Source organism: Bradyrhizobium sp. 187, assembly GCF_023101005.1.
Lineage (GTDB): Bacteria > Pseudomonadota > Alphaproteobacteria > Rhizobiales > Xanthobacteraceae > Bradyrhizobium > Bradyrhizobium canariense_D.
On record NZ_CP064693.1, the window covers coordinates 6542118 to 6562294 of the forward strand.

Annotated in this window: 19 protein-coding genes and 4 pseudogenes; 9 read left to right on the plus strand and 14 right to left on the minus strand. The window is 58.3% G+C overall.

The genetic code is table 11. The annotated features are described in order from the left end of the window. The first annotated feature begins 4 nt into the window (after positions 1-4). Entirely contained in the window at positions 5-628 is a 624-nt protein-coding gene (locus IVB19_RS31595) for a glutathione S-transferase family protein (RefSeq protein WP_247820678.1), read from the plus strand. 99 nt (positions 629-727) lie between these two features. After that, positions 728-2072 (plus strand): annotated as a pseudogene (locus IVB19_RS31600) (IS5 family transposase). A gap of 287 nt (positions 2073-2359) precedes the next feature. Here IVB19_RS31600 and IVB19_RS40815 read toward each other — a convergent pair. The 4 genes from IVB19_RS40815 to IVB19_RS31615 form a co-directional block, all read right to left on the minus strand. Continuing rightward, entirely contained in the window at positions 2360-2650 is a 291-nt protein-coding gene (locus tag IVB19_RS40815) for a TetR family transcriptional regulator C-terminal domain-containing protein (RefSeq protein WP_524536722.1), read from the minus strand. A 68-nt stretch (positions 2651-2718) separates the two neighbouring features. After that, positions 2719-3183, minus strand: a complete 465-nt coding sequence (locus IVB19_RS31605; protein ID WP_247820679.1) for a RidA family protein — start codon at positions 3181-3183, stop codon at positions 2719-2721. Continuing rightward, on the minus strand, positions 3177-3896 hold the full coding sequence (locus IVB19_RS31610; protein ID WP_247820680.1) for an SDR family NAD(P)-dependent oxidoreductase: 720 nt from the start codon (positions 3894-3896) through the stop codon (positions 3177-3179). Before IVB19_RS31610 ends, IVB19_RS31605 begins: the two co-directional genes overlap by 7 nt. A 65-nt stretch (positions 3897-3961) precedes the next feature. After that, complete coding sequence (locus IVB19_RS31615) at positions 3962-4396, minus strand: organic hydroperoxide resistance protein (RefSeq protein WP_247820681.1); 435 nt, start codon at positions 4394-4396, stop codon at positions 3962-3964. Between the two features lie 119 nt (positions 4397-4515). Between IVB19_RS31615 and IVB19_RS31620 the strand changes: the two genes are divergently transcribed. After that, positions 4516-5415, plus strand: a complete 900-nt coding sequence (locus IVB19_RS31620) for a LysR family transcriptional regulator (RefSeq protein ID WP_148776633.1) — start codon at positions 4516-4518, stop codon at positions 5413-5415. A gap of 60 nt (positions 5416-5475) precedes the next feature. Here IVB19_RS31620 and IVB19_RS40525 read toward each other — a convergent pair whose 3' ends face one another. The 3 genes from IVB19_RS40525 to IVB19_RS31630 form a co-directional block, all read right to left on the minus strand. Then, positions 5476-5697 carry a hypothetical protein gene (locus tag IVB19_RS40525; RefSeq protein WP_346283641.1) on the minus strand — a complete coding sequence of 74 codons (222 nt, stop codon included), beginning with the start codon at positions 5695-5697 and terminating at the stop codon, positions 5476-5478. Further along, positions 5694-6530 carry a pyridoxal-phosphate dependent enzyme gene (locus tag IVB19_RS31625; RefSeq protein WP_346283642.1) on the minus strand — a complete coding sequence of 279 codons (837 nt, stop codon included), beginning with the start codon at positions 6528-6530 and terminating at the stop codon, positions 5694-5696. Before IVB19_RS31625 ends, IVB19_RS40525 begins: the two co-directional genes overlap by 4 nt. A gap of 88 nt (positions 6531-6618) precedes the next feature. Then, positions 6619-7299 (minus strand): TetR/AcrR family transcriptional regulator, encoded by a 681-nt coding sequence (locus tag IVB19_RS31630; protein WP_247820682.1) that lies wholly within the window; start codon positions 7297-7299, stop codon positions 6619-6621. 12 nt (positions 7300-7311) lie between these two features. Between IVB19_RS31630 and IVB19_RS31635 the strand changes: the two genes are divergently transcribed. Then, the gene (locus tag IVB19_RS31635; RefSeq protein WP_247820683.1) at positions 7312-8256 is read left to right on the plus strand and encodes a pyridoxamine 5'-phosphate oxidase family protein; all 945 of its coding nucleotides are present in this window, start codon (positions 7312-7314) and stop codon (positions 8254-8256) included. A 138-nt stretch (positions 8257-8394) separates the two neighbouring features. After that, a complete protein-coding gene (locus IVB19_RS31640; RefSeq protein WP_247820684.1) occupies positions 8395-9339 on the plus strand; it encodes an MBL fold metallo-hydrolase in 945 nt (314 codons plus the stop codon). Between the two features lie 286 nt (positions 9340-9625). Here the strand turns inward: IVB19_RS31640 and IVB19_RS31645 are convergent, their stop codons facing one another. The 5 genes from IVB19_RS31645 to IVB19_RS31665 form a co-directional block, all read right to left on the minus strand. Further along, positions 9626-10099: a nuclear transport factor 2 family protein gene (locus IVB19_RS31645; RefSeq protein ID WP_247820685.1), complete on the minus strand. Its 474-nt coding sequence runs from the start codon at positions 10097-10099 to the stop codon at positions 9626-9628. Between the two features lie 218 nt (positions 10100-10317). Continuing rightward, the gene (locus IVB19_RS31650) at positions 10318-11097 is read right to left on the minus strand and encodes an MOSC domain-containing protein (protein WP_247820686.1); all 780 of its coding nucleotides are present in this window, start codon (positions 11095-11097) and stop codon (positions 10318-10320) included. 24 nt (positions 11098-11121) lie between these two features. Continuing rightward, entirely contained in the window at positions 11122-11916 is a 795-nt protein-coding gene (locus IVB19_RS31655; protein ID WP_247820687.1) for a haloacid dehalogenase type II, read from the minus strand. 386 nt (positions 11917-12302) lie between these two features. Further along, positions 12303-13502, minus strand: coding sequence for an adenylate/guanylate cyclase domain-containing protein (locus IVB19_RS31660; protein ID WP_247820688.1), 1200 nt, complete (start codon positions 13500-13502; stop codon positions 12303-12305). Positions 13503-13636: 134 nt separating this feature from the next. Continuing rightward, positions 13637-14518: an alpha/beta fold hydrolase gene (locus tag IVB19_RS31665; protein WP_247820689.1), complete on the minus strand. Its 882-nt coding sequence runs from the start codon at positions 14516-14518 to the stop codon at positions 13637-13639. A gap of 334 nt (positions 14519-14852) precedes the next feature. On the opposite strand from IVB19_RS31665, the gene IVB19_RS31670 reads away from it, so the two are divergent. Beyond that, complete coding sequence (locus IVB19_RS31670; protein WP_247820690.1) at positions 14853-15440, plus strand: TetR/AcrR family transcriptional regulator; 588 nt, start codon at positions 14853-14855, stop codon at positions 15438-15440. Between the two features lie 129 nt (positions 15441-15569). On the opposite strand, the pseudogene IVB19_RS31675 reads toward IVB19_RS31670, so the two are convergent. Beyond that, positions 15570-15893, minus strand: a pseudogene (locus IVB19_RS31675) (LabA-like NYN domain-containing protein); the annotation flags it as partial. A 692-nt stretch (positions 15894-16585) separates the two neighbouring features. After that, positions 16586-16828: pseudogene (locus IVB19_RS40820) on the minus strand (transposase family protein); the annotation flags it as partial. 138 nt (positions 16829-16966) lie between these two features. Here IVB19_RS40820 and IVB19_RS31685 point away from each other — a divergent pair. The 3 genes and pseudogenes from IVB19_RS31685 (at position 16967) to IVB19_RS31695 (ending at position 20154) form a co-directional block, all read left to right on the plus strand. Then, a pseudogene (locus tag IVB19_RS31685) lies at positions 16967-17997 on the plus strand (IS110 family RNA-guided transposase). 373 nt (positions 17998-18370) lie between these two features. After that, entirely contained in the window at positions 18371-19399 is a 1029-nt protein-coding gene (locus tag IVB19_RS31690; protein ID WP_247820692.1) for an IS110 family RNA-guided transposase, read from the plus strand. A 389-nt stretch (positions 19400-19788) separates the two neighbouring features. Continuing rightward, the gene (locus IVB19_RS31695) at positions 19789-20154 is read left to right on the plus strand and encodes a hypothetical protein (RefSeq protein WP_247820693.1); all 366 of its coding nucleotides are present in this window, start codon (positions 19789-19791) and stop codon (positions 20152-20154) included. Positions 20155-20177 lie beyond the last annotated feature (23 nt).

Here is a 20177-nt window from a genome sequence, read left to right on the forward strand (position 1 = left end):
TCTCATGAAGCTCTATTGGTCGCCGAACTCGCCCTACGCGCGAAAAGTCGTGGTAGTTGCCAAGGAGCTGCGGATCGACGATCGTGTCAAACTCATTGAGACATCTGCGGTGCCGACCAAAGAGAACTCTGAGCTTTCGGCACTCAATCCGTTGACCCGCATACCGACGCTTCAATTGAATACCGGCGAGACTCTCTTCGATAGCAGCCTGATCTGTGAGTACCTGGACGAGTTCGCAGACGGTGGATTGCTGCCGGCGCTTGGGCCAGCTCGCCGGCAAGTGTTTAAGCTCGAACTGTTTGGCCTGGACATCATGGACCGGGCTGTCGTCTGCCGCCAAGAAACCCTACGGCCTGAAGGCTACCGCTGGAGCGGATGGGTCGACGCTCAGTTTGATCGGATCGGCAAGATCCTCGACGTCCTTGACGCCAACGTGCCGGCACTCGATCCCGATCTCGGCACCATAACAGTCGGTTGCGCACTTGAATATCTTGACTTTCGCTTCGGCGACCGCCCCTGGCGATCGCCACGACCGCACCTGACAGCCTGGCAACAGCAATTAGTCGTCCGTGAACAAGGCACTAAGCGATTGAGCAGGAGTCAGTTTTCCGGTTGCGGCGGCATTTGAGATTGCAGGGATTGGGGGCTTGAGGCCCCCAAACCTTGTTTTCGTTTGTGGATTCCCTTTCGCTGCGGACCATGATTCTGTGGTGCATCGGAGGGGCCGATGCGACCGAAGAAGCACAGGACGACGGGATCGAACGATCTGTTCCGGGCGCGGCTGGACCAGATCATCAATCTGAAGCACGAGTTGGTTCTGCTTGCCGGCAAGATCGATTGGGACTGGATCGACGGCGAGATCGCGCCGCTCTACAGCGAGAACGGCCGGCCCGGGATCGAGACCCGCTTCATGATCGGGCTGTTGTTGCTCAAGCATATCTACGGGCTGTCCGATGAGGGGGTGTGCGAGCGCTGGGTCCACGACCCTTATTTCCAGTTCTTCACCGGCGAAGAGTTTTTCCAGCACGCTTTCCCGCACGAACGCTCGGACCTGAGCCATTGGCGCAAGCGGCTCGGCGACAAGCTGGAGCTGCTGCTGGCCGAGAGCCTGCGGGTGGCGCACGAAGCCGGCGCCTTACGCAGCCAGGACCTCAAGCGCGTCACGGTTGATACCACGGTGCAGCCGAAGGCCATCACCTTTCCGACCGACGCCAAGCTGCTTCATGCGGCCATCCAGGGCCTCAATCGCCTGGCGAGAAGGCACGCCGTCAGGCTGCGGCAATCCTATTCTCGCGTGGCCAAGGCCGCTGCGATGATGGCGGGCCGCTACGCCCATGCCAAACAGTTCGGGCGGCATCAGCGGCAGTTGCGTATCCTGCGCAGCCGGCTGGGCCGGATCATCCGCGACATCCGTCGCAAGATCGAGCGCCAGCCAGCCCTCGAGGAGGCATTCGCCCTTCCGCTTGGCCGAGCCAGCCAGATCCGCTCCCAGCAGCAGCGCCAGCGCGGCTGGAAGCTCTATTCATTTCATGCCCCGGAGGTGGAGTGCATCGGCAAAGGCAAGGCCTCAGCCCCTTACGAGTTCGGCGTGAAGGCCTCCATCGTCACCAACAATCGCCGAGCTCCCGGTGGCCTGTTCGTACTGCATGCCAGCTCGCTGCCCGATAATCCCTACGACGGTCATACCCTGCGGGACGTCATCGACCGCACCGAGGCGCTCACCGGCTGTCCGATCGAGCGGGCCTATGTCGACAAGGGATATCGCGGCCACGACACGCAAAATCCACGTCGCGTCTTCATTTCGGGCCAGAAGCGCGGCGTGTTCGGCGCCATCAAGCGCGAGCTCCGGCGCCGCTCCGCCATCGAGCCCATCATCGGACATCTGAAGGCCGAAGGTCACCTTGGCCGCTGCTATCTCAAAGGCCGCGCCGGCGACGCCGCCAACGTCGTGCTCTCAGCAGTCGGCCACAACTTCCGCCGTATCCTCGCCTGGCTCAGAGAACTTGTGCCTCTTCCTGATCCAGCTATCGCATACGCTTGCCTGTCCGCTCCCGCTCAATTCGGCTTCTTAACGGACGACCAATTAGCCTTGCGGCCGAGCATCGCAAGCACAAGGCATCCTCAATGATCAGCGTTCCGAGAACAGCGACTTGCTCGTTAGTCGTACAATTGTGCAGGCTTGCCAAACTCAATCCGCCGCCCCTCGGCAGAGCCGGTCGCTTCTGACTGGCAAAGGAGATCACCACCCTTCTGGTGCGTTCTCCCAGACTCGCCGGGATCTTCTTGAAGGTCCCGGCGCTTTTTATGTCATTATGTCCGCAGCAGTGGTCCGAGCAGCGATTTTTACCGTCGTTCTCACTCAATTGATCGCGATCCTATCTCGGTAGACCCTCGAAACCGCGAAGCCGCCCTGCACTACAGCGATGAGCGCTTTCGCAAGCTCGCTGGCGTCGAGACGTTTCACGAACTTGCCGTTGGTTTGCGCCTCACGGAGGCTGTCTGCGAGGATCTCCTGGAGTTTGCGGAAGTAGCCCGGCCCGCGCGAGTGGATGGCGAAGCACCTTAGGCTCCGCAAATAGCTTGGTACGGTCAAAAGCTCAAACCACACCACTAGGTGGTGGAGAAACCCTTCGTCGCGTGAAGGTCTCACTTCTACCCATCGACTTCAACGCGATAGTTGAGACCGACATCAGCATTCCGCTGAGGTCGGTCCCCAACTTACGACTTCGTCTCCAGGATGACCTCTAATTCGACCGCCGTGTCCATCGGCAACCTTGCAACGCCTATCACAAGCCGAGCTGACATCTTGTCCGGGCCAAACACCTTGTTGAACAGTTCAGAGGCACCGTCCGCCACCCTTGGCTGATCAACAAGATCGCCCGAGGTCGCAATATAGACGCCAAGCCTGACAACGCGTGTGACCTTGTCAAGCGATCCTAGCCTCTCTCTGGCAACAGCCAAGGCATTGAGAGCTGCGAGCTCCGCCGCCTCCCGGCCTGCCGCGCCGTCCAGCTCCTTGCCGATACGTCCAACAAATTTCGGCTTCTGGTTTTCGACGGGTAGCATGCCGGTGAGGAACAGCAGATTGCCGGTCTGCACTGCCGCGACGTAGGCGCCGAAAGGCTTGGGTGCCTGCGGGAGTTGGATACCCAACTCCCGCAGGCTGACTTCCGCGCTTACCATCTTCCCGAATGCGCGCCGCCATCAACGTGCAGCGATTCCCCGGTAACATTCTGCGCTTCGGTCAGATAGACGATCGCATCGACGATATCCTTGACGCTGGAGATCGTGCCCAACGGGGCGAGGGTCTTCAGAAACTCGTGCGGGTCGTCCTTGTGCAGGGGGGTGTCCACCATGCCGGGCGCGACCGTGTTAAAGCGGATGCCCTGCTTCGCATATTCGACTGCTAGGTTGCGGGTCATGGCCTCCAGGCCGCCTTTGGTGATCATCGGCACCGAAACGGTTAGGCCTGCGATGGGGTTTTCGACCAGCGACGAGGTGACGCCGACGACACTGCCGCCCGACTTCTGGGCCAGCATCTGCTTCACGGCATGCTGCGTGATGTAAAGATAGCCTTCCAGGTTGGTTGACGACAGCTTCTTCAGATCTTCACCCGTGTAATCGGTAAATGCCTTGGGAAAGAAGATGCCGGCATTGTTGACCAGCGCGTCGATCGAACCGAACTTGCTGATTGCGGTCTGAGCAACCTTCGCGGCCACCGATGCATCACCGATATCGCCGTCAACCAGCGCGAGCTTGGCGGACGTCGGCAGTTCCTTTGACTTGCTCACGCTGCGGGATGTCGCGACGACGTTGTAGCCCTTGTCGAGGAAAGCCTTAACGACGCCGGCACCGATGCCCTGGGAAGCACCTGTTACGATAACTGTCTTGCTCATGATATTCTCCGTTGTTTTGGGTTGATCGTCGGAAGGTCAGTCGCTTGAACCTTCCGCTCGAAACTTCACTGCGCCGCGACGATCTCTACGCGCACGTCGAGGCTGTTCCGCGTCGCATTCGAGTAGGGGCAGATCTGATGAGCTTTCTGCACGAGCGTCTCGGCGTCAGCCTTTGCCAACCCGGGCAGAAGAACCGCGAGGCCGACCTCAAGGCCGAAACCGCCCTCGGCGCGCGGACCAATTCCCACAGTTGCTTTGACGGTGGTATCGGCCGGCACCTTCGGGCCACCTTGTGTCGCGACGAACTGCATCGAGCTCAGAAAGCAGGCGGCATAACCCGCCGCAAACAACTGCTCAGGATTGGTGCCAGGGGCACCGTCGCCACCGAGCTCCTTGGGCCGGGTCAGGCTGACCTTCAGGTTTCCGTCGGGCGTCGCGGCATGACCGACACGGCCTCCCGTCGCTGTGGCATTGGTTCTGTATAAAACATTGGTTGGCATGGCTTTCTCCTCTTCATGGGCTTGTTGTTCGCTGCTGGGAGGAGAATGGGCGCGGCCGGCCTGATTGATTAGGCGGAAATATCTGGAATTACATTTCCATTTATGGAAAAATCGCCGAAATGGCCGATTTGAATGACATTGCTGTATTCGTGAAGGTCGCGCAGCTCGGGAGCTTTAGTCGCGCTTCGCATGCTCTTGGCATGCCGGTTTCCACCGTGAGCCGGAAGGTATCCGCACTCGAGTCGGAACTGGGTGTCACGCTGCTGCAAAGGACGACGCGAAAGCTCGCGCTTACTTCGCAAGGGCAGGATTATTTCCACCAATGCAGTGAGCCGCTGAACCTCTTATTCGACGCTGAGCGGGTTTTGACACAAACCCAGAGGAAGCCGGAAGGTGCACTCAAGATCTCCGTGCCCGTGGTTTTAGGGCAAGATCCATTTCTTGAGTTTATCTCCGATTTCCTGAAACTCTATCCGAGGATCAAGGTCGACCTTTTCATCACCAATCTGTTCCTGGATCTGATCGCGGAAAATGTCGATGTCGGCATTCGCTTTGGTGAACTGAAAGACTCGAGCTTGATTGCCAAGAAGCTTGGCAGCCAGGTTCGCTATGTCGTCGCCTCTCCTGAATATTTGAAGGATCGCAAGCCTCCAACCAAGCCCGCCGACCTCGGGCTACATCAGTGTGTCCTGCTCAACGGCAAGAATAACGAAGCGGAGTGGGAATTACTGAATGGGCGCAAACGGGCGGAAATCCGGGTCGCGGGCCCTATTTCGAGTCGAGACTTCCAATCGGTCAGCACGTTTGTCTATCGAGGGCACGGCATCGGTCTTTTGCCCTCGACCTATTGCAACGACAAGATCGAAAAAGGCGAACTTGTGAGGTTGTTGCCCGACTGGGCTTCGAGGCAACTCGAAGTGCACGCCGTCTATCCCACCAGGAATTTCTTGCCTTCAAGGCTACACGTATTCCTTGAAGCGTTGAGGGCCTGGAAAAGCCCCTTGTGGACCTTACCTTAGACGAAACAAGCTACATACGTTGTCGCGAAGGCAACCGAACTTTGCCTGTCTTCGGTAGCTCTAGCATCTGTCATGATGCAAAGGGTTCGGGCCAGGCCGAAATTCCTTTCGATAGGCGAATAGCGCTGGAGTTCCGCCAGACATGATGAACAGCACATTTTGTCCAGGCGTGAGGGCTCCATTAGCAATGTCGTCCAGCAAGCCCGCGAAGGCCTTGCCCGAATAGACCGGGTCAAGGAGAAGGCCCTCCTGGCGAGCCATGAGCCGAACCGCCTTTTTCATGGCCTCGGTCGGAATGCCGTAACCCTCGCCAAGCTGTGCGCCGCTAATATTGGTTCGTCAGGGGAAACACCGGGAGATTCAAGCAGCGCCAACGTCGCGTTGATTTTTTCAAGTGTCCCGCGGCGAGCGTCCTCAACTCTTGCCAGCACCGCAAACAACTTGACCTTAGCTGCACCTGCGCCGAGGGCGGCGAAGCCCGCCGACAGGCCAGCATGCATCCCGCCACTGCCATTTGGCACGATGATGTGCTGAAAATGGATGTCCTGCGCAGCCGATTGTGCCGCAATTTCACTCGCGCATGCTGCGTAGCCAAGACACCCTACTGAGGACGCCCCAGTCGGAGCTACGTAGACCTTCCGGCCGCTCGCCCGCAGAATTTCTGCGCGCTCCTCGGCGACGGCCAGCGTGCTCACGTTACCGGCAACATCGTGAATTGTCGCGCCGAACAAGTCATCGAGAATGATGTTACCATTCTCCGTATAGTCTTCGTCGTCACGCGCTACCATGAGCCCGAGAACCAATTCACAACGCAGTCCGTAGCGAGCGGCAGCAGCAGCCGTCAGCCGCGCGTGGTTGGACTGTCGTCCGCCAACGGTGATGATGGTATCCGCGCCTTGTGCAATAGCATCGCCCAACAGGAATTCGAGCTTCCGCAACTTGTTGCCGCCTCCGCCAAGGCCCATCACATCATCCCGCTTCACAAAGAGACCAATTCCGTTCAACTGCTCCCCTAGCGCAGCTTCAATTCGTCGGAGCCGTTGGATCGGAGTCGCTAGATCAAGTAGAGCGACGCGAGGCATACGCCGAAGATGCAAGTCGAGTGTCTGGGTCATGGAGGCGCCTACCTAGGGTGATGCGAAAGGGAGAAACCGCTCAATATCACCCGGCGTCTATTTCAACCCGAAGACCGCCACCTCCTGCTCAACGGCGAGGGAGCGGTTTGAGCAAGGACTTGGCCATCTCAGTGGCCTGATTGATGGCGTTTCGATCGCGGTAAACCCTCGAAACGACAAAGCCGCCCTGCACGACAGTTATGAGCATCAGCGCAAGCTCGTTGGCATCGAGTCGTTTCGCGATTTCTCCGTTGGCTTGAGCTTCACGAAGAGCTGCCGCAAGAAGCTGCTGCAGTTCGCGGAAATAACGTTCGACTGGTTTCCTCAACGAAGCCTCGGCTATGGACGACTCGCAAGCAAATCTACCCATCCTGCAACCTTTTAGCCCGTCGCGAGCAACGTCGAGAAAGCGGAAGACGCGATCCAACCCAGAACCATCCGTTCCGACGGTCTCGCGCGCGAACTCACACATTTCATCGGACACCTCACCCAGAGCCACCGACGCGAGGTCCAGCTTTCCCTTGAAGTGGTGATAGAGACTGCCTTGCCCTGCACCACTTTCTTCCAGCAAGTCGCGCGGACTTACGCCCTCGTAACCGCGCTCCCACATCAATTTCTTGGCCGCCTTAACAAGCTCGCCCTTCGCCTTCATGACATCCTCATGATCGCGTCGAATCAACCGAACGTGATTGTATTGTGTAACTACTAGTACGTAAAGACAACTGGCGATAATGGGGATCAGCCATGTTTTCTCAAGGCGCGCGGCCATGATGGAATTATTATGATGAAGGCCACGTCTCCCTTTCACGCCGGCGAGCAAACGATCCAAAGCCTGGCCGGCGTACGTGATCGCATGGAACTCAGAGGGCGCGCAGTCATCCGAGACTACATGCCGGAGCAGCATCGAGCGTTCTTCGCTGCGCTACCGTTTATGGTCGTGGGAATGGCGGACCAGAACGGAGACCCCTGGGCCACCACTTTGTCTGGCCCTCCAGGGTTCATGAATTCTTCGGACGCGAATCTGCTCACCATCAAGTCATGGCCCGATCCGGGTGACCCCTTGCATTCGTGTATTCGAGATGGTGCTCCGGTCGGGGGCCTCGGAATCGAGCTTTCGACGCGTCGCCGAAACCGGGTCAACGGCCGCATCGAAAATTGCGTTATCGGCGAAGGTTTCTCGATCAGGGTTCAACAGAGCTTTGGAAATTGCCCGAAATACATTCAGGCACGTAGCGAACGGTCGCGGATCTGCTCCAGGCTCGCGCCCAAAACCCGAACGGCTTCCCATCTGGGCGATGACGAGGTTAGCTTCATTACCGAGGCCGACACTTTCTTTATCGCATCTCGGTCGCCGAAGCTCGACCCGCAAGAATCCTCGCAAGGTCTCGACGTCTCCCACCGCGGCGGGCGTCCCGGCTTCGTGCGGGTGATATCGCCAAACGAACTTAGCTTCCCGGATTATAGCGGCAACTTGCTATTCAATACGCTTGGCAATCTGGAAACGGACGCCCGCGCCGGGCTTCTGTTCATCGACTTCCAGAGCGGCCGGATGCTGCACATCATCGGTAGAGCTAGGATCTGTTGGGACGTTTCGGCGACGATGCGGTCCGCTGGGATTGAGAGGCTCATCTTTCTCGACATCCAATGCGTCTTGAACCGCGAGCATGCATTTCCGCATTTGTTCGACTTTGTCAGCTACTCGCCGCATCTGGGGACGGAGGGTTAGGATGCCAAAATTCCCCAATGGAAAGTTTGCGATCGCTTGACACGAGATGCCGGCTTCGGCCGGCGGACCGCGAATGGCCGTCCTCGCAGAAAAAGTAAGGAGACAGCGATGCTAAATCTAACCCGCCGGAACGCTCTGTTGACGGCAGCAGTTGCAGGAGCAGCGTTCGGCCTGCCCAAACCGGTCTCGTTCATCGAGGCTGCGCTCGCCCAAAAGGGACCGGAATCCGGCAAGGGCTTTCGCCCGTTCAAGTTCGGTAAGGTCGAGGGGTTCATCTTAAACGATGGCGTTTGGGAGAAACCTCACGATCCGTCATTTATCAAGGATGTGTCCGTTGACGAAACCAAAGCCGCGCTGGCGGCCGCTGGAATCGCGAATGAAGTCGTGCCGATTCCATTTAATGTCACCTTGGTCAAGCTCGGCAACGAAACGGTTCTGTTCGATGCCGGCACGGGCGGTCAGTTTCAGCCCACAGCGGGAGCGATGATCGCCAATATGGCGGCAGCCGGTATCAAGCCGGAACAGATCACGAGGGTGATCGTTTCGCACTTCCATCCGGACCACGTTTTCGGGCTTATGAGCAAAGCTCCAGATAACACGCCGACATTCCCGAACGCTGTGGTTTACGTACCAAGCAACGAGTATAAGTTCTGGATGGATGAAAGCATCTTCACCAAGCTTCCTGAGAAGCAGCATGGCCTGCCCAAAAGACTTCAGGCGATCTTCCCAGTCCTGAAGGACAAGTTGAAGCAATACGAGTGGGATACGGAAGTTATTCCAGGCATCCGCTCGATCGCGGCACCAGGCCACACGCCGGGCCACACCGCATTCCATGTCGCATCAGGTAGCGAGCAGCTGATGGTGCTGAGTGACACGACGAACATGCCCGCCCTGTTCGCGAAGCACCCGAACTGGCACGGCGCAATCGATGCTAACCCAGTGCTTGCGGAAGCGACGCGGCGCAAGCTGTTCGATCGTGTCGTAGCCGATAATGCGCTCGTTACCGGCTACCATTTCCCGTTCCCGGCCGTTGGTAAGATTGTGACGGACGGCGCGGGTTATACATTCGTGCCCGTTGCATAGCCAAGCACGACGTGGACGGAGGCGGCCATCGATTCCCAATCGGTGGCCGTTTCGGCGCAGCATCTTTTGGATTCTCGAGGCGAGCTTGCTCGGACATCAGAAATAATATGCCCGTACTGCAGTTCCACGAAGGAGGAGCATATCGACTTTCGGAGCTTCTTGCCGCAAGAAGCGACATTCGCCGGCGTTGCTCCGCAGGCCACCTCAAACGGGGCAAACTAGCTGCTCAGAGCGACCTATCAGTTCAGCAACCATGAGAGCACACATGCACGCCTATGCGTGAGCCTCAAAGCCCGAGTTCTGAGAGCCCTGGATGGTCCACGGGACGCGGTCGTGAACGATCCCAATGGAATTTGCGTTCAGATTCCCTGATCGGAAGATCGTTGATGCAGGCAAAGCGCTTTTCCATCAATCCATTGGCCGCGAATTCCCAGTTTTCATTCCCGTACGAACGAAACCAGTTTTCGCTATCGTCATGCCATTCGTAGGCAAACCGCACAGCGATCCGATTCTCCGTGAATGCCCAGAGTTCCTTAATCAGGCGGTAATCGAGCTCCTTCGTCCATTTGCGCCTAAGGAACGCGACTATCTCCGAGCGACCTCGGATAAACTCTGATCGATTTCGCCAGTAACTGCCCGGAGTATAGACGAGCGCGACCCGTTCAGGATCGCAGGAATTCCAACCGTCTTCGGCGCCTCGCACCTTTTGCATGGCGCTTTCACGAGTAAAAGGTGGAAATGGGGGACGGGTCTCAGTCACGACGAATTCCTCGTTTTAGATTTAGATTGAACAAGACGACGCAAGCTTGCTCGAGAAACTTGCGAGGGGCCCTACTCACTGCGCGGCTATGATCGCTATGCCTGTTCGGGTTATTTCACCAATGGCTCGTGGACGGCTGGCACACCGCCCAGCCCCAAAATCGACGATACCCCTCCTGCGACGCGCACGAGGCTGGATCACCGTATCGTGCCGGTTGCTTAACCGGCCGCAGCGACCGTGTCGCCGATGCGCAACACTCCTCCTTTGATCACGGTAAGATAAATGCCGAGATGAATGTGACCGAAAAAGCGCATTAGCTCGCGCGGGACATTGATGTCCCGGGTTGCGCTGTCGGGATTAACCTCAGTGGCTGGACAACGGCGGGTCAGCCGCATGCCCCGACACCGAACGGCACCCAGCATTAGCTCGTGGTTGAGCCACTCGTTTTCCACCCACGGATCGAGTCCCTCGACGAGAACATTCGCCCGGAACCTGCGCGGATCGAGCCGTTCGCCGATGCGCGCTTCGAGGTCCCTAACCGAAGCCAGGTTAAGCACCGATATAGCGTGCATGAGCTTGGACGAGTGCACCCCGACGTCGGTGAAGCAATGATTGGCGGCAGTGACGAGTCGCGGCTTCGATGATTTTTGATCTTCGGGAAGAAATCGTGCGAAGAACGCTGCGATCGCGGCGCGACCCTCGGCGCAGTGGACATTTGCCGACAATCTTTCGGTGCCGTCGATCGCCGACAACAACCCGGTGCTGCCGTCGTAAGATGTGTTCAACCGCGCCAAAGCTTCCTGGCGTGCCAACACCATGAACTCGAATTTGCTTAGCGGCTGAGGATTTCTTTCGTCAAACACGGTCGCGGGCAGCGCCAAAGCAAATGCCCTGTCGCCTGACACACCTCGACCAGCTTGCAATGTCGCCGAGTTGAGGGGCTCATATGAGAGCCCCTTGATCGGGTATCTAGACAATCCTGAAACCTGAGCTGGCATGACGTCCACTTCGTCGCAGGGGAGCTATGCAGTGACGTATCTTGCCAATTCGGTGAGCGTCGTCCCGATGGCATCAGGCCTCACACCCAACTCCTCAATGGGCGAGCTCACGTGATTGACCCAGAAGGTATTGAAGCCGAACGATTTGGCACCTGCTGCGTCCCACCCCCCGAACGCCGCAAACACGATATTTTCGCGCGGCAAATTGAACACAACCTCGGCCATCTGATAGGCGCGCGGGTCCGGCTTGTAAGCCTTCACGCGATCGGTGCTCAAAATGTGCTCGAATAGATCGAGGATGCCGGCGCTCTGGCTCATTTCCGTCAGCATCTTGGGGGTCAGATTCGAGACGTAAGCGAGTCGGATCCCTGCTTGCCGCATCGATTTAAGCGCCTCGACCGCCTCCGGCCATGGTTTCACGCGAAGGAAGGCATCCATAAATTTGTCGCGCGCATCCGGCTTGAGCTCGATCTTCGCAGCCTTGAACGCGAACACCAACGCATCGTCCAGGATATGCCAAAAATCCACATAAGTCTGGTTGAGTGTCCTGAGCCAGCAATATTCGAAGATTCGCGTGCGCCAGGCACTGGCCAACTGAGTACCTTTGCCGGGGAAGATTTCATCAATTACCGCGTCAACCGAGAGCGGGTTGAATATCGTGAACGCATCGAACCCGATCGCCTTGATCTTTCCCATCGCCGCCTGCGCAGATGCATCCGTGCCAAACACCTGCGCAGCTCCCCCTACTACAGCGGTCGCGCCGGTCATTCGCAACAAGTCACGGCGGGTCGTTGTTTTGGGCTCAATCTGACGGATCATCCGAGTTTCCATGGTTGCTTAGTCTTTGGTGGCCAGTGCGGGGCACAATGATAGTAGGTCGGCGCACCTGTCCGTTGTGCCTCGCTTGTCGATCATGGTGTTGAACGCAAGTACGCGCGCGGTCAGCTCCAAATAAAGGGATTGCTTGGGCATCTCCCAAGCCTGGTTAAATCGTACATACTAGTTGGTACAACGCAAGTAAGAACTTTGTGTGGCGCGCTCGACGGCGAGCACTATTTGGAAGCCATATCCGACAGCCGCTTTGTGAGTGGCGGAGGATCTTGCGCGGTCCGAAGCGGTCTCTCGCCCGCCGATCGGCATCAGCGGGCTCCCTAGGCCGATTAAACCCGCTCGAAGCGCTCCGGCGTTTACCAATGGACCGGCATTCAGCCGTGATACGCAAACAGCTCGATTGGATCACTGAAGCCGCGCACCGGATATTCGCCGACGCGTTCGAGGTCGAAATCGCTGTTGACGAAGTCCGCGAACGCACGGGACAGCAGCACCGTTCGCCCCAGTTGTTTGGTGAGGGTTTCGAGACGCGAAGCCATGTTGACCGCCGGACCGATCACCGTGAAGTCGAGCCGGGCCTGTGACCCGATATTGCCGTACATGACGTCGCCGACATGGATGCCGATGCCATAATTGAGCGGCTCACGGCCGGTCTCGCCGTTCTTTTCGTTCAAGGCAATCATGGCCTGGCGGGCCTCGGCCACGGCATGCAGCAGATTTGCACAGGCCGACGGGTTGCTGAGCGGAAAGATGGCGAGCAGACCGTCTCCCATAAATTTTAGTATTTCCCCGCCATGCCGTGCAATCGGTTCCGACATCGCGTCGAAATAGCCGTTCAGAATGTCAATCACGTCATCGCGCGGCCAGTTGTCGGAGATCCGGGTGAAATCGCGAAGATCACAGATCATGATGGCGGCGCGTACCGTCGTTCCGCTTCCGCGCCTGGTGGCGCCAGCCAGAACGAGTTCGCTGGCGTGCGACCCGACATAGGTTTCGAGCAGCGTTCGCGCCAGCCGGTTCTTCATACGGATTTCGCTGACCAACGCCAGAACAGGCAACAGCCTTAACAGGCCGGCGATATGCGCGTCGTCGAAACCTCCGGGCTGGTCGGTTGCAAAAGTCACAATATGCCGCTTGCCCAATGTATGGTACAGCGGCCACGCCACATAGTCGGTGAGACCTTTCGCCCGCATCCTATCATAGAAGACATGCTTGCGACTCAACGCGGGGGCGCGCTCCAGATTCTCGCGCACCTCGGCGGCCCCGTCATGGAGTTCGTTCGCGGGACTGTCGATGTAGTCGGAGCGCTCCCTGACATCGTAGTCGACTCTCCTAAGCTCGGCTTCGCGCATCCCGTCGGCCCACATGATCCGGGAGCCGAGCCACTGCGGATGGACAATCATGAGATGAAGCGTCGCCCGTTTGACCGGAACGCCCGCTCGCTGGAGCCGAAGGCACAGTTCAGCGAAAATATTGTCGAGGAAACGCTCGTCGCGCGTGTCGTTTGTCAGCCAGTGCAGAACATCGCCGTCAGCATGTGCGGTGACGTGATCGATGTTTGGCGGCGCATTCATATCTTGCTCCTGAGCGGTGACTTGGATCCGCCGTGACGGGCCAGAAGTCACGAAAAATCGCCCTGCTTGTGACGGGGCTGCGGCGCCGATTGGACCCAGCCGCGCGGCGCCGCCCTACGTAAACGCGAGCTAACTCACGAACGACGCGGCAGGAAGTCGACGACAAGTTTTGTCGTCGCGGCCGGTTGTTCTTCCGTGATCCAGTGCCCGCAATCCGGGATCGTCACAACTTCGACATTGTCGGCGACACCCCGGATCACCTCGCCGATCATAGGAGCGAATGTAGCTTCGCCACCCAGGGCCAGGACCGGCATCTGAAGCTTACCCTTCGCAAGGAACGCCTTGTTGTCGATCGCATCCTGGCTGAACGACAGGAACTGGGCAAAGCCCGCTCGCATTGCGCCGGGTTGCGCATAGAGCGCGGCGTAGTGCTGGCGCTTCGCTTCATCAAACCGCTCCGGGTGCCGGGAAAGTTCGTTCCAGAAGCGGTCGAGATAGATACGCTCGCGGCCGGCGACCAGGCGCTCCATGTCCTTACCACCGAAGCCAAAGTGCCACATGGCCGGCTCCTGCAGGATCTTTTCCCAAGGTCCGATGCCGGGCAGCGGCGCATCGATCGCCACCCATCGGCTCACGCGCTTGGGGTGGGTGGCGGCAATTGCGTAGCCGACCATAATGCCGATGTCGTGCGTCACCAATTCGAACGTACGCACACCCAGGACATCCAGGACGCCCACCACGTCCACCGCCAGATTCTTCTTCTCGTAGCCGCCATCGGGCTTCGACGAGAGGCCAGACCCACGTAAGTCGGGTATGATAATCGTGTGATCATTGATGAGGGCGCTCGTCAGATGACCCCACATGTCGCCCGATGTGCCGAAGCCGTGCACCAGGACCACCGCCGGGCCTTGACCGCCGACCCGCACATGGATGGATGTACCGTTGGTTTCGATCGTCCGCGTCTGCATCGCAGCCGGAAAGGGTTGAATCCCATCTACTTGGACATGCTCGCTCATCTGTTTGCTCCTGGTTTGGGCGCGTGCCGCGCCCGTTAGTGTGAACTCGGCCACCGCGCCTAGGCCGATAGCGGTCGTGCTCAGAAAGTCGCGGCAGAGAGGTTCAGATGCTTGATCATGCGAATTCCTCCTGCGCAGATCGCGGTCGGCATGTACCGGCAAAGAGCCGAGCCGAAGTCGGGATCAAGTCTCGGACTATCGGTGGTCGAGGCCGGGCGCGGCATCGGCTCAATTCGTTTTATATCGATCGTCACAAAACGCGCAATAGATTTTTTGACGATCGTAATAAAACAGGGTTAAGTTATTCGCTCTTCTCATAGACCGACGGATCTACATGGCCAGGCCCAGGGAATTCGATGAAGACACGGTGCTCGAAGCCGCAACGCAGCGCTTCTGGACGAACGGCTATGAGGCGACATCGATGCGCGACCTCGCGGACCGCACCGGAATGACCACGCCGAGCCTCTACAATGCGTTCGGTGACAAGAGAGCCATCTACCGCCTCGTGCTCGATCGGTATGTTCGTCGGGCGCTCGAATCCTGCTCTGCGATTTTCGGGGACGATGACCCGCCCCTACGCGCACTGGAGCGGTACTTCGACGCTCTCATAGAGGAGACGCGGGCCGACGCCCTGCAGAAGGGATGCTTCGTCGTCAACACCGCGCTTGAGGTCGCCCCGCATGACGCTGACTTCCGTGATCTGGTTACGAACGTCTTCGGCCGAATCGAGAAGTACATGCGCGATTGCATTGTCCGCGGCCAGTCAGACGGGACAATTCGAACCAAACTGCCGGCTGCTGACCTGGCCCGCCTCTTCCTCGGCGCAACGCTAGGCATCCGCGTGCTGGCGCGGACCAGTTCGGAACGCGAACTCCTGACCGGTGTCGTCCGCCCACTGTTCGCGCTGCTAAGGACAAAGTGAAAGGTTGAACGGCGCGCGCCGACCCGCGGCGGCAGACGATGCCGCCATGAAGGCCTACTATGCATTCATGGACAAGTTCGAGCGCATGGATGTATTGCTCGCTACGGACCCCTTGGCCCGGCCGACTACGGCAAGCTCCATGGCATCGACCGCGAGCTCGATATCCATGTTGCCCTTCATCTTGCGGCGGCCGTAGGCGTCGACGAATTCCTTAGTGGCTTTGGTGACGACCGTATAACCATTGTAGTCGAGCCAGTCGATCAAAGGCCGGATCGACGAAAACTCCTGATCTTCGATGACCGCGGTGTAATAGAAGGCGCGCAGCAGCGTGCCGCGATCCTGAAACTCGCCGAGAAGACGCTTGTAGTCGATGTCGAAGCCCAACGCCTTCGCCGTGGCGTACAGATTGGCGCCGTCGATGAAGAGCGCGATCTTGTCGGGTTCGGATGACATCCGGGCGCAGCTGCAAATGGGCGGTGCGGAGGAACGCGCATCCGCACAAGCTCGGTTGCTGAAATGGCTTAAACTGGGGCGCCGTCAAAGTATCGCGAGACGGCCATCGTCTCAGAATCCGTGCCCCGTACATGGGAAGCTACTCTCAATTGGTTGACGTTTCAAAACTTATTTCCTCTGACACGATATGTCTCTCATGGTCACCGCCAGAAATGCCTGAACCTGCGACGAGGCGGAAAGACAAACAGCAGTGGAAGTCGCTCTGATCCATCGGCGGTGGCGATGCGCGAGCACTTTCCTGTTTTCGAGACCCTCCTGAGAAGGCGTGGCCGAAGATGGACGTGGTTTCTATTCACGGCCGACGGTCACCTCATCATGCAAAGCTCGGAAAGCAGGCGGTCTGCGGCGCGGTACCAGGCCAACCGGGCGCTCTTCCAAATGATGCTGCGCACCGCCAGCGAAACCTACCGCTACGGTGAAGCGGGCAGGAGCCAGCATCGCTCGGGCCGCAGCCGGTCAGACAACTAGCCTGACTCTTGCGCCAGGGCTCACGCTGTCTTCGCGGCCGGCCACGCGACCACCTGCCCCGACATGACGAGCCGGTCGCGTCCGCTCTCCTTAGCGGCGTAGAGTGCCCGGTCGGCTGCCGCCACGAGCGAGTCGGATGACATGGCTTGGGCCGGAACGTTGGCCACCTCACATGTGAAGCGCCGCGTGAGCAATCGGAGGCGCACCTTTCTGCCCGCTGATGGCAAATCGGCCACGTGCCGGATGTAACGGCTATGGATTCGGCGCGATGCTGTCGTGCACAAAGGGCACTGGGCCTCCGTAGCCTCTGACCGATCAGCCAGAATAACCGAATCCTCTGAATCACTTACGCCATCAAACACCAAACCACTCGGTACTAGCGATGAAATTCGAAAGCCTGTCCGCATCGCGCCGATTCTCCGTTGAAAAACCACAGTCGCCGGCGAACTTCATCAGAAATGATGGTGTGGAACGGCCCTTCGAACCAGCATCAAAAGTGCCTAACGTGGTCGCGCAGAGAGGCGCCACAAAGGAAGGACCGTTCGATGGAGAAGATTATCACGGTGGGTTTGGATTTGGCCAAGTCGATCTTTCAAGTTCACGGCATCGCCGAAAACGGGAAAGTCTTGGTTCGTCGCACATTGCGGCGATCCCAGGTTCTGCCCTTCTTTCGGAGCCTACCAGCTGCTTAGTAGGCATGGAGGCCTGTGCGAGTGCCCATCACTGGGCACGCGAGATCGCGGCGCTGGGCCACGCTGTCCGCATGATGCCGCCAGCCTACGTGAAGCCTTACGTCAAACGAAACAAGACCGACGTGGCGGATGCTGAAGCCATTTGTGAGGCGGTCACCCGCCCGACAATGCGGTTCGTACCGGTGAAGACTGCCGAACAACAAGCGGCCAGCATGATTTTGCGAACGCGAGAGCTGCTGATGAGGCAGCCCAGCCAGACTGCAAATGCCCTACGTGCTCATATGGCCGAATTGGGCATTATCGCCGGCACAGGCATGGCAAGCATCGCAAAATTCCTGGTGCTTCTCCGGGACGAAAAAGACAATAGGATCCCCGGCGCCGCCCGCTTTGCCCTGATTCTATTCGCTGAACAGATTGAGCTGCTTACAACCCGCATAGAGAAGCTCGACAGAGAGATTTTGGTTGCCGTCAGAAAGGACCCCGATGCAAGGCGTCTGATGAGCATTCCGGGTGTCGGTCCTCTCATCGCCGCTACCGTTCGGACATCGGTTTTGGATGCTCGCAATTTTGCGACTGCACGAGATTTTGCGGCTTGGACGGGGCTCACACCGAGGGCACAGTCGAGCGGCGGAAAAGAAAGGCTCGGTGCGATATCAAAGCGTGGAAATCGGCAACTACGGACGCTCTTGATCGTTGGTGCGACCTCTATCATCAAGCTTGCTAAACGAGGCTTGAAAGTCCCACTCTGGATTCGGACCATGCTGCAAAGACGGCCGGTCAAGGTCGTATCGGTCGCGCTCGCCAATAAGATTGCGCGCACGATCTGGGCCTTGCTGGTCAGAGGCGGCAACTATCAGGCGCCGGCCGCAATGCTGAAATCCTAATCTTAAGAGCTCTCCGGCGGAAGAAGAAAGCTGCCGAGGAGGCAAGGTGCAAATCTGGATGAACCCCGAATGACGTCATTCCCGGTAGCAATCAGACCGCCTGACTCACTGCGCTTCGAGCGCGAGAAATTGATTGGGCGATTGCTTCCGCGGATATCATCGTGGCCAGCGGCCAGGCGCCGCGTTCACAGGCCGAACATATGACCGCACCGTCATCCCTTGTTCAACCAGAGAAAGATCTTGCAGCCCGGGCCGTTCCACATATGAGTCAGAGCCCAATTTGAACACGATGACGTAATTGCGGTCGGCACTCGTGGCAGAGAACCTCCGTTATCGTGGAGCCCTCGCAATTAAATGATTCGAAGGAGCTCCCATGAAGCAGTACGTCGGGCTGGACGTCTCACAGAGAGAAACCGCTGTGTGCGTTGTCAACGAGACTGGTCAAGTAATCTTCGAAGGGAAAGCAAAGTCTAATCCTGGTGCCTTGACTGACCTGCTTAACAAACATGCGCCTCATGCCGAGCGTATCGGCTTCGAGACCGGTGCTATGGCGAGTTGGCTATGGCATGAACTCCGCAGGGTTGAGCTTCCCGTGGTCTGCATCGACGCTCGGCATGCGCACGCAGCTTTGTCGGTCCGAATGAACAAGAGCGATCAGAATGATGCGCGAGGGCTTGCCGAACTGGTGCGGGTTGGATGGTATCGAGAAGTCAAGGTCAAGAGCGAGGAAAGCCAGAAGATCCGAGCGATCCTTGTCGCCAGATCTCGGCTAGTGTCCATGCGCCGAGACATCGAGAACCAAGTTCGCAGCTTGATCAAGGAATGTGGATTGCTGTTCCCTCGCGCGATCGGCCAACAATTCCGCAACCAGGTCAGCGAACTCTTGGGCGCCGATCATTTGCTTCTCAGCGTGATATCGCCGCTGCTCTCGATCCATGAGAACGTTTGTCAACAACAAGGTAAGTTCGACAACGAGGTCCGCCGGTTGGCAAAGCTGGACGACACGACGCGTCGCCTGATGACGGTCCCGGGGGTCGGTGTCGTGACGGCCCTAACGTTCCGCCACACGATCGATGACCCCTCGCGCTTCCGATCGGCTTCGACGGTCGGCGCCTACCTAGGCCTTACGCCGAGGCGCAGCCAATCCGGCGAAACCGACACCAACGGAAAGATATCTCGATGGGGCGACCGGCTTCTCCGTACTTACTTGTTCGAGGCCGCCACTGTCCTTCTTTATCGAACCAAAAAGTGGTCTTCCCTAAAGGCCTGGGGCATGAAGCTCGCCAAGCGGATCGGCATGAAGAAGGCAAAGGTCGCCATCGCCCGAAAGATCGCCGTGATTCTCCACTGCATCTGGGTCGATGGCACGTCGTTCGACTGGGGCCAGCCGAAGCCAATCTGATATTTGCTCGCAAGTTCCTGGTCCGGTCCGCCGGACTGGCGATGTCCCGCTGGGACGGTGGTCGTGGTGACCTCGGTCAATCGGCTGGTGGCGGTTCGCCCGCACTCCGCTGCAAACGTTGAGGCGCCCGATCCGGACATCATCATGAGGCGCTCGCGACCTCGGAAAGGACCATGACCCCAGCTACGACATCAACCCAACCCGACGAAGCCGCCAACGACGTCGATTGCCAAGCCCGCTATGCAATCGTCTCGCCATCCGCGATCGCTCCGTCTCCGCAACCTGATCAGCTCCGACGGAGCAATCGCTACCGGCGTGTCACTGGAGAGAGGAAGAATGGTAGCTTGACAACAAACCGCAATTAAAGGGCCGATTGACAGCTGGAGCGCGTGACCACCACGACCATCAAGAGCCGGTATTGGGCCGGGCTCTATAAGTTCGTCGACTTCGCGATCGCGGAAAAGTTGTATCGCGGACCGCGACCGAAGTTCGTATGCATCGATCCCGAGAACTTGGCGCCGCTGCCGCGCGATGCATTCGATGATAAGGAGCTGCTCGACCTGTTGAGGTTGCCGCTCTTCACCGGCTGCAAGAACCGCCTTCACGTCTGGCAGCCCGGCGAGTACTTCGTCCATTCTCGATCCCGAGATCGCCGCGATGATCGAGAAGCTCGAGCCGCCGGTGATGAAGCAAATGAGGAATATTCTGCTTGCTGCAAAAAGCGGAGCCGACGCCGGCGAGCTCACGTCGCTTAAGACGTACTGAATTCGGCCTAGTT

Bases quoted from the DNA above. Each gene is read 5' to 3' on its own strand.
- IVB19_RS31595 (WP_247820678.1), top strand. From the start codon at position 5: ATGAAGCTCTATTGGTCGCCGAACTCGCCCTACGCGCGAAAAGTCGTG.
- IVB19_RS31605 (WP_247820679.1), bottom strand. From the start codon at position 3,183: ATGGTAAGCGCGGAAGTCAGCCTGCGGGAGTTGGGTATCCAACTCCCG.
- IVB19_RS31610 (WP_247820680.1), bottom strand. From the start codon at position 3,896: ATGAGCAAGACAGTTATCGTAACAGGTGCTTCCCAGGGCATCGGTGCC.
- IVB19_RS31615 (WP_247820681.1), bottom strand. From the start codon at position 4,396: ATGCCAACCAATGTTTTATACAGAACCAATGCCACAGCGACGGGAGGC.
- IVB19_RS31620 (WP_148776633.1), top strand. From the start codon at position 4,516: ATGGCCGATTTGAATGACATTGCTGTATTCGTGAAGGTCGCGCAGCTC.
- IVB19_RS40525 (WP_346283641.1), bottom strand. From the start codon at position 5,697: ATGAAAAAGGCGGTTCGGCTCATGGCTCGCCAGGAGGGCCTTCTCCTT.
- IVB19_RS31625 (WP_346283642.1), bottom strand. From the start codon at position 6,530: ATGACCCAGACACTCGACTTGCATCTTCGGCGTATGCCTCGCGTCGCT.
- IVB19_RS31630 (WP_247820682.1), bottom strand. From the start codon at position 7,299: ATGGCCGCGCGCCTTGAGAAAACATGGCTGATCCCCATTATCGCCAGT.
- IVB19_RS31635 (WP_247820683.1), top strand. From the start codon at position 7,312: ATGATGAAGGCCACGTCTCCCTTTCACGCCGGCGAGCAAACGATCCAA.
- IVB19_RS31650 (WP_247820686.1), bottom strand. From the start codon at position 11,097: ATGCCAGCTCAGGTTTCAGGATTGTCTAGATACCCGATCAAGGGGCTC.
- IVB19_RS31655 (WP_247820687.1), bottom strand. From the start codon at position 11,916: ATGATCCGTCAGATTGAGCCCAAAACAACGACCCGCCGTGACTTGTTG.
- IVB19_RS31660 (WP_247820688.1), bottom strand. From the start codon at position 13,502: ATGAATGCGCCGCCAAACATCGATCACGTCACCGCACATGCTGACGGC.
- IVB19_RS31665 (WP_247820689.1), bottom strand. From the start codon at position 14,518: ATGAGCGAGCATGTCCAAGTAGATGGGATTCAACCCTTTCCGGCTGCG.
- IVB19_RS31670 (WP_247820690.1), top strand. From the start codon at position 14,853: ATGGCCAGGCCCAGGGAATTCGATGAAGACACGGTGCTCGAAGCCGCA.
- IVB19_RS31690 (WP_247820692.1), top strand. From the start codon at position 18,371: ATGAAGCAGTACGTCGGGCTGGACGTCTCACAGAGAGAAACCGCTGTG.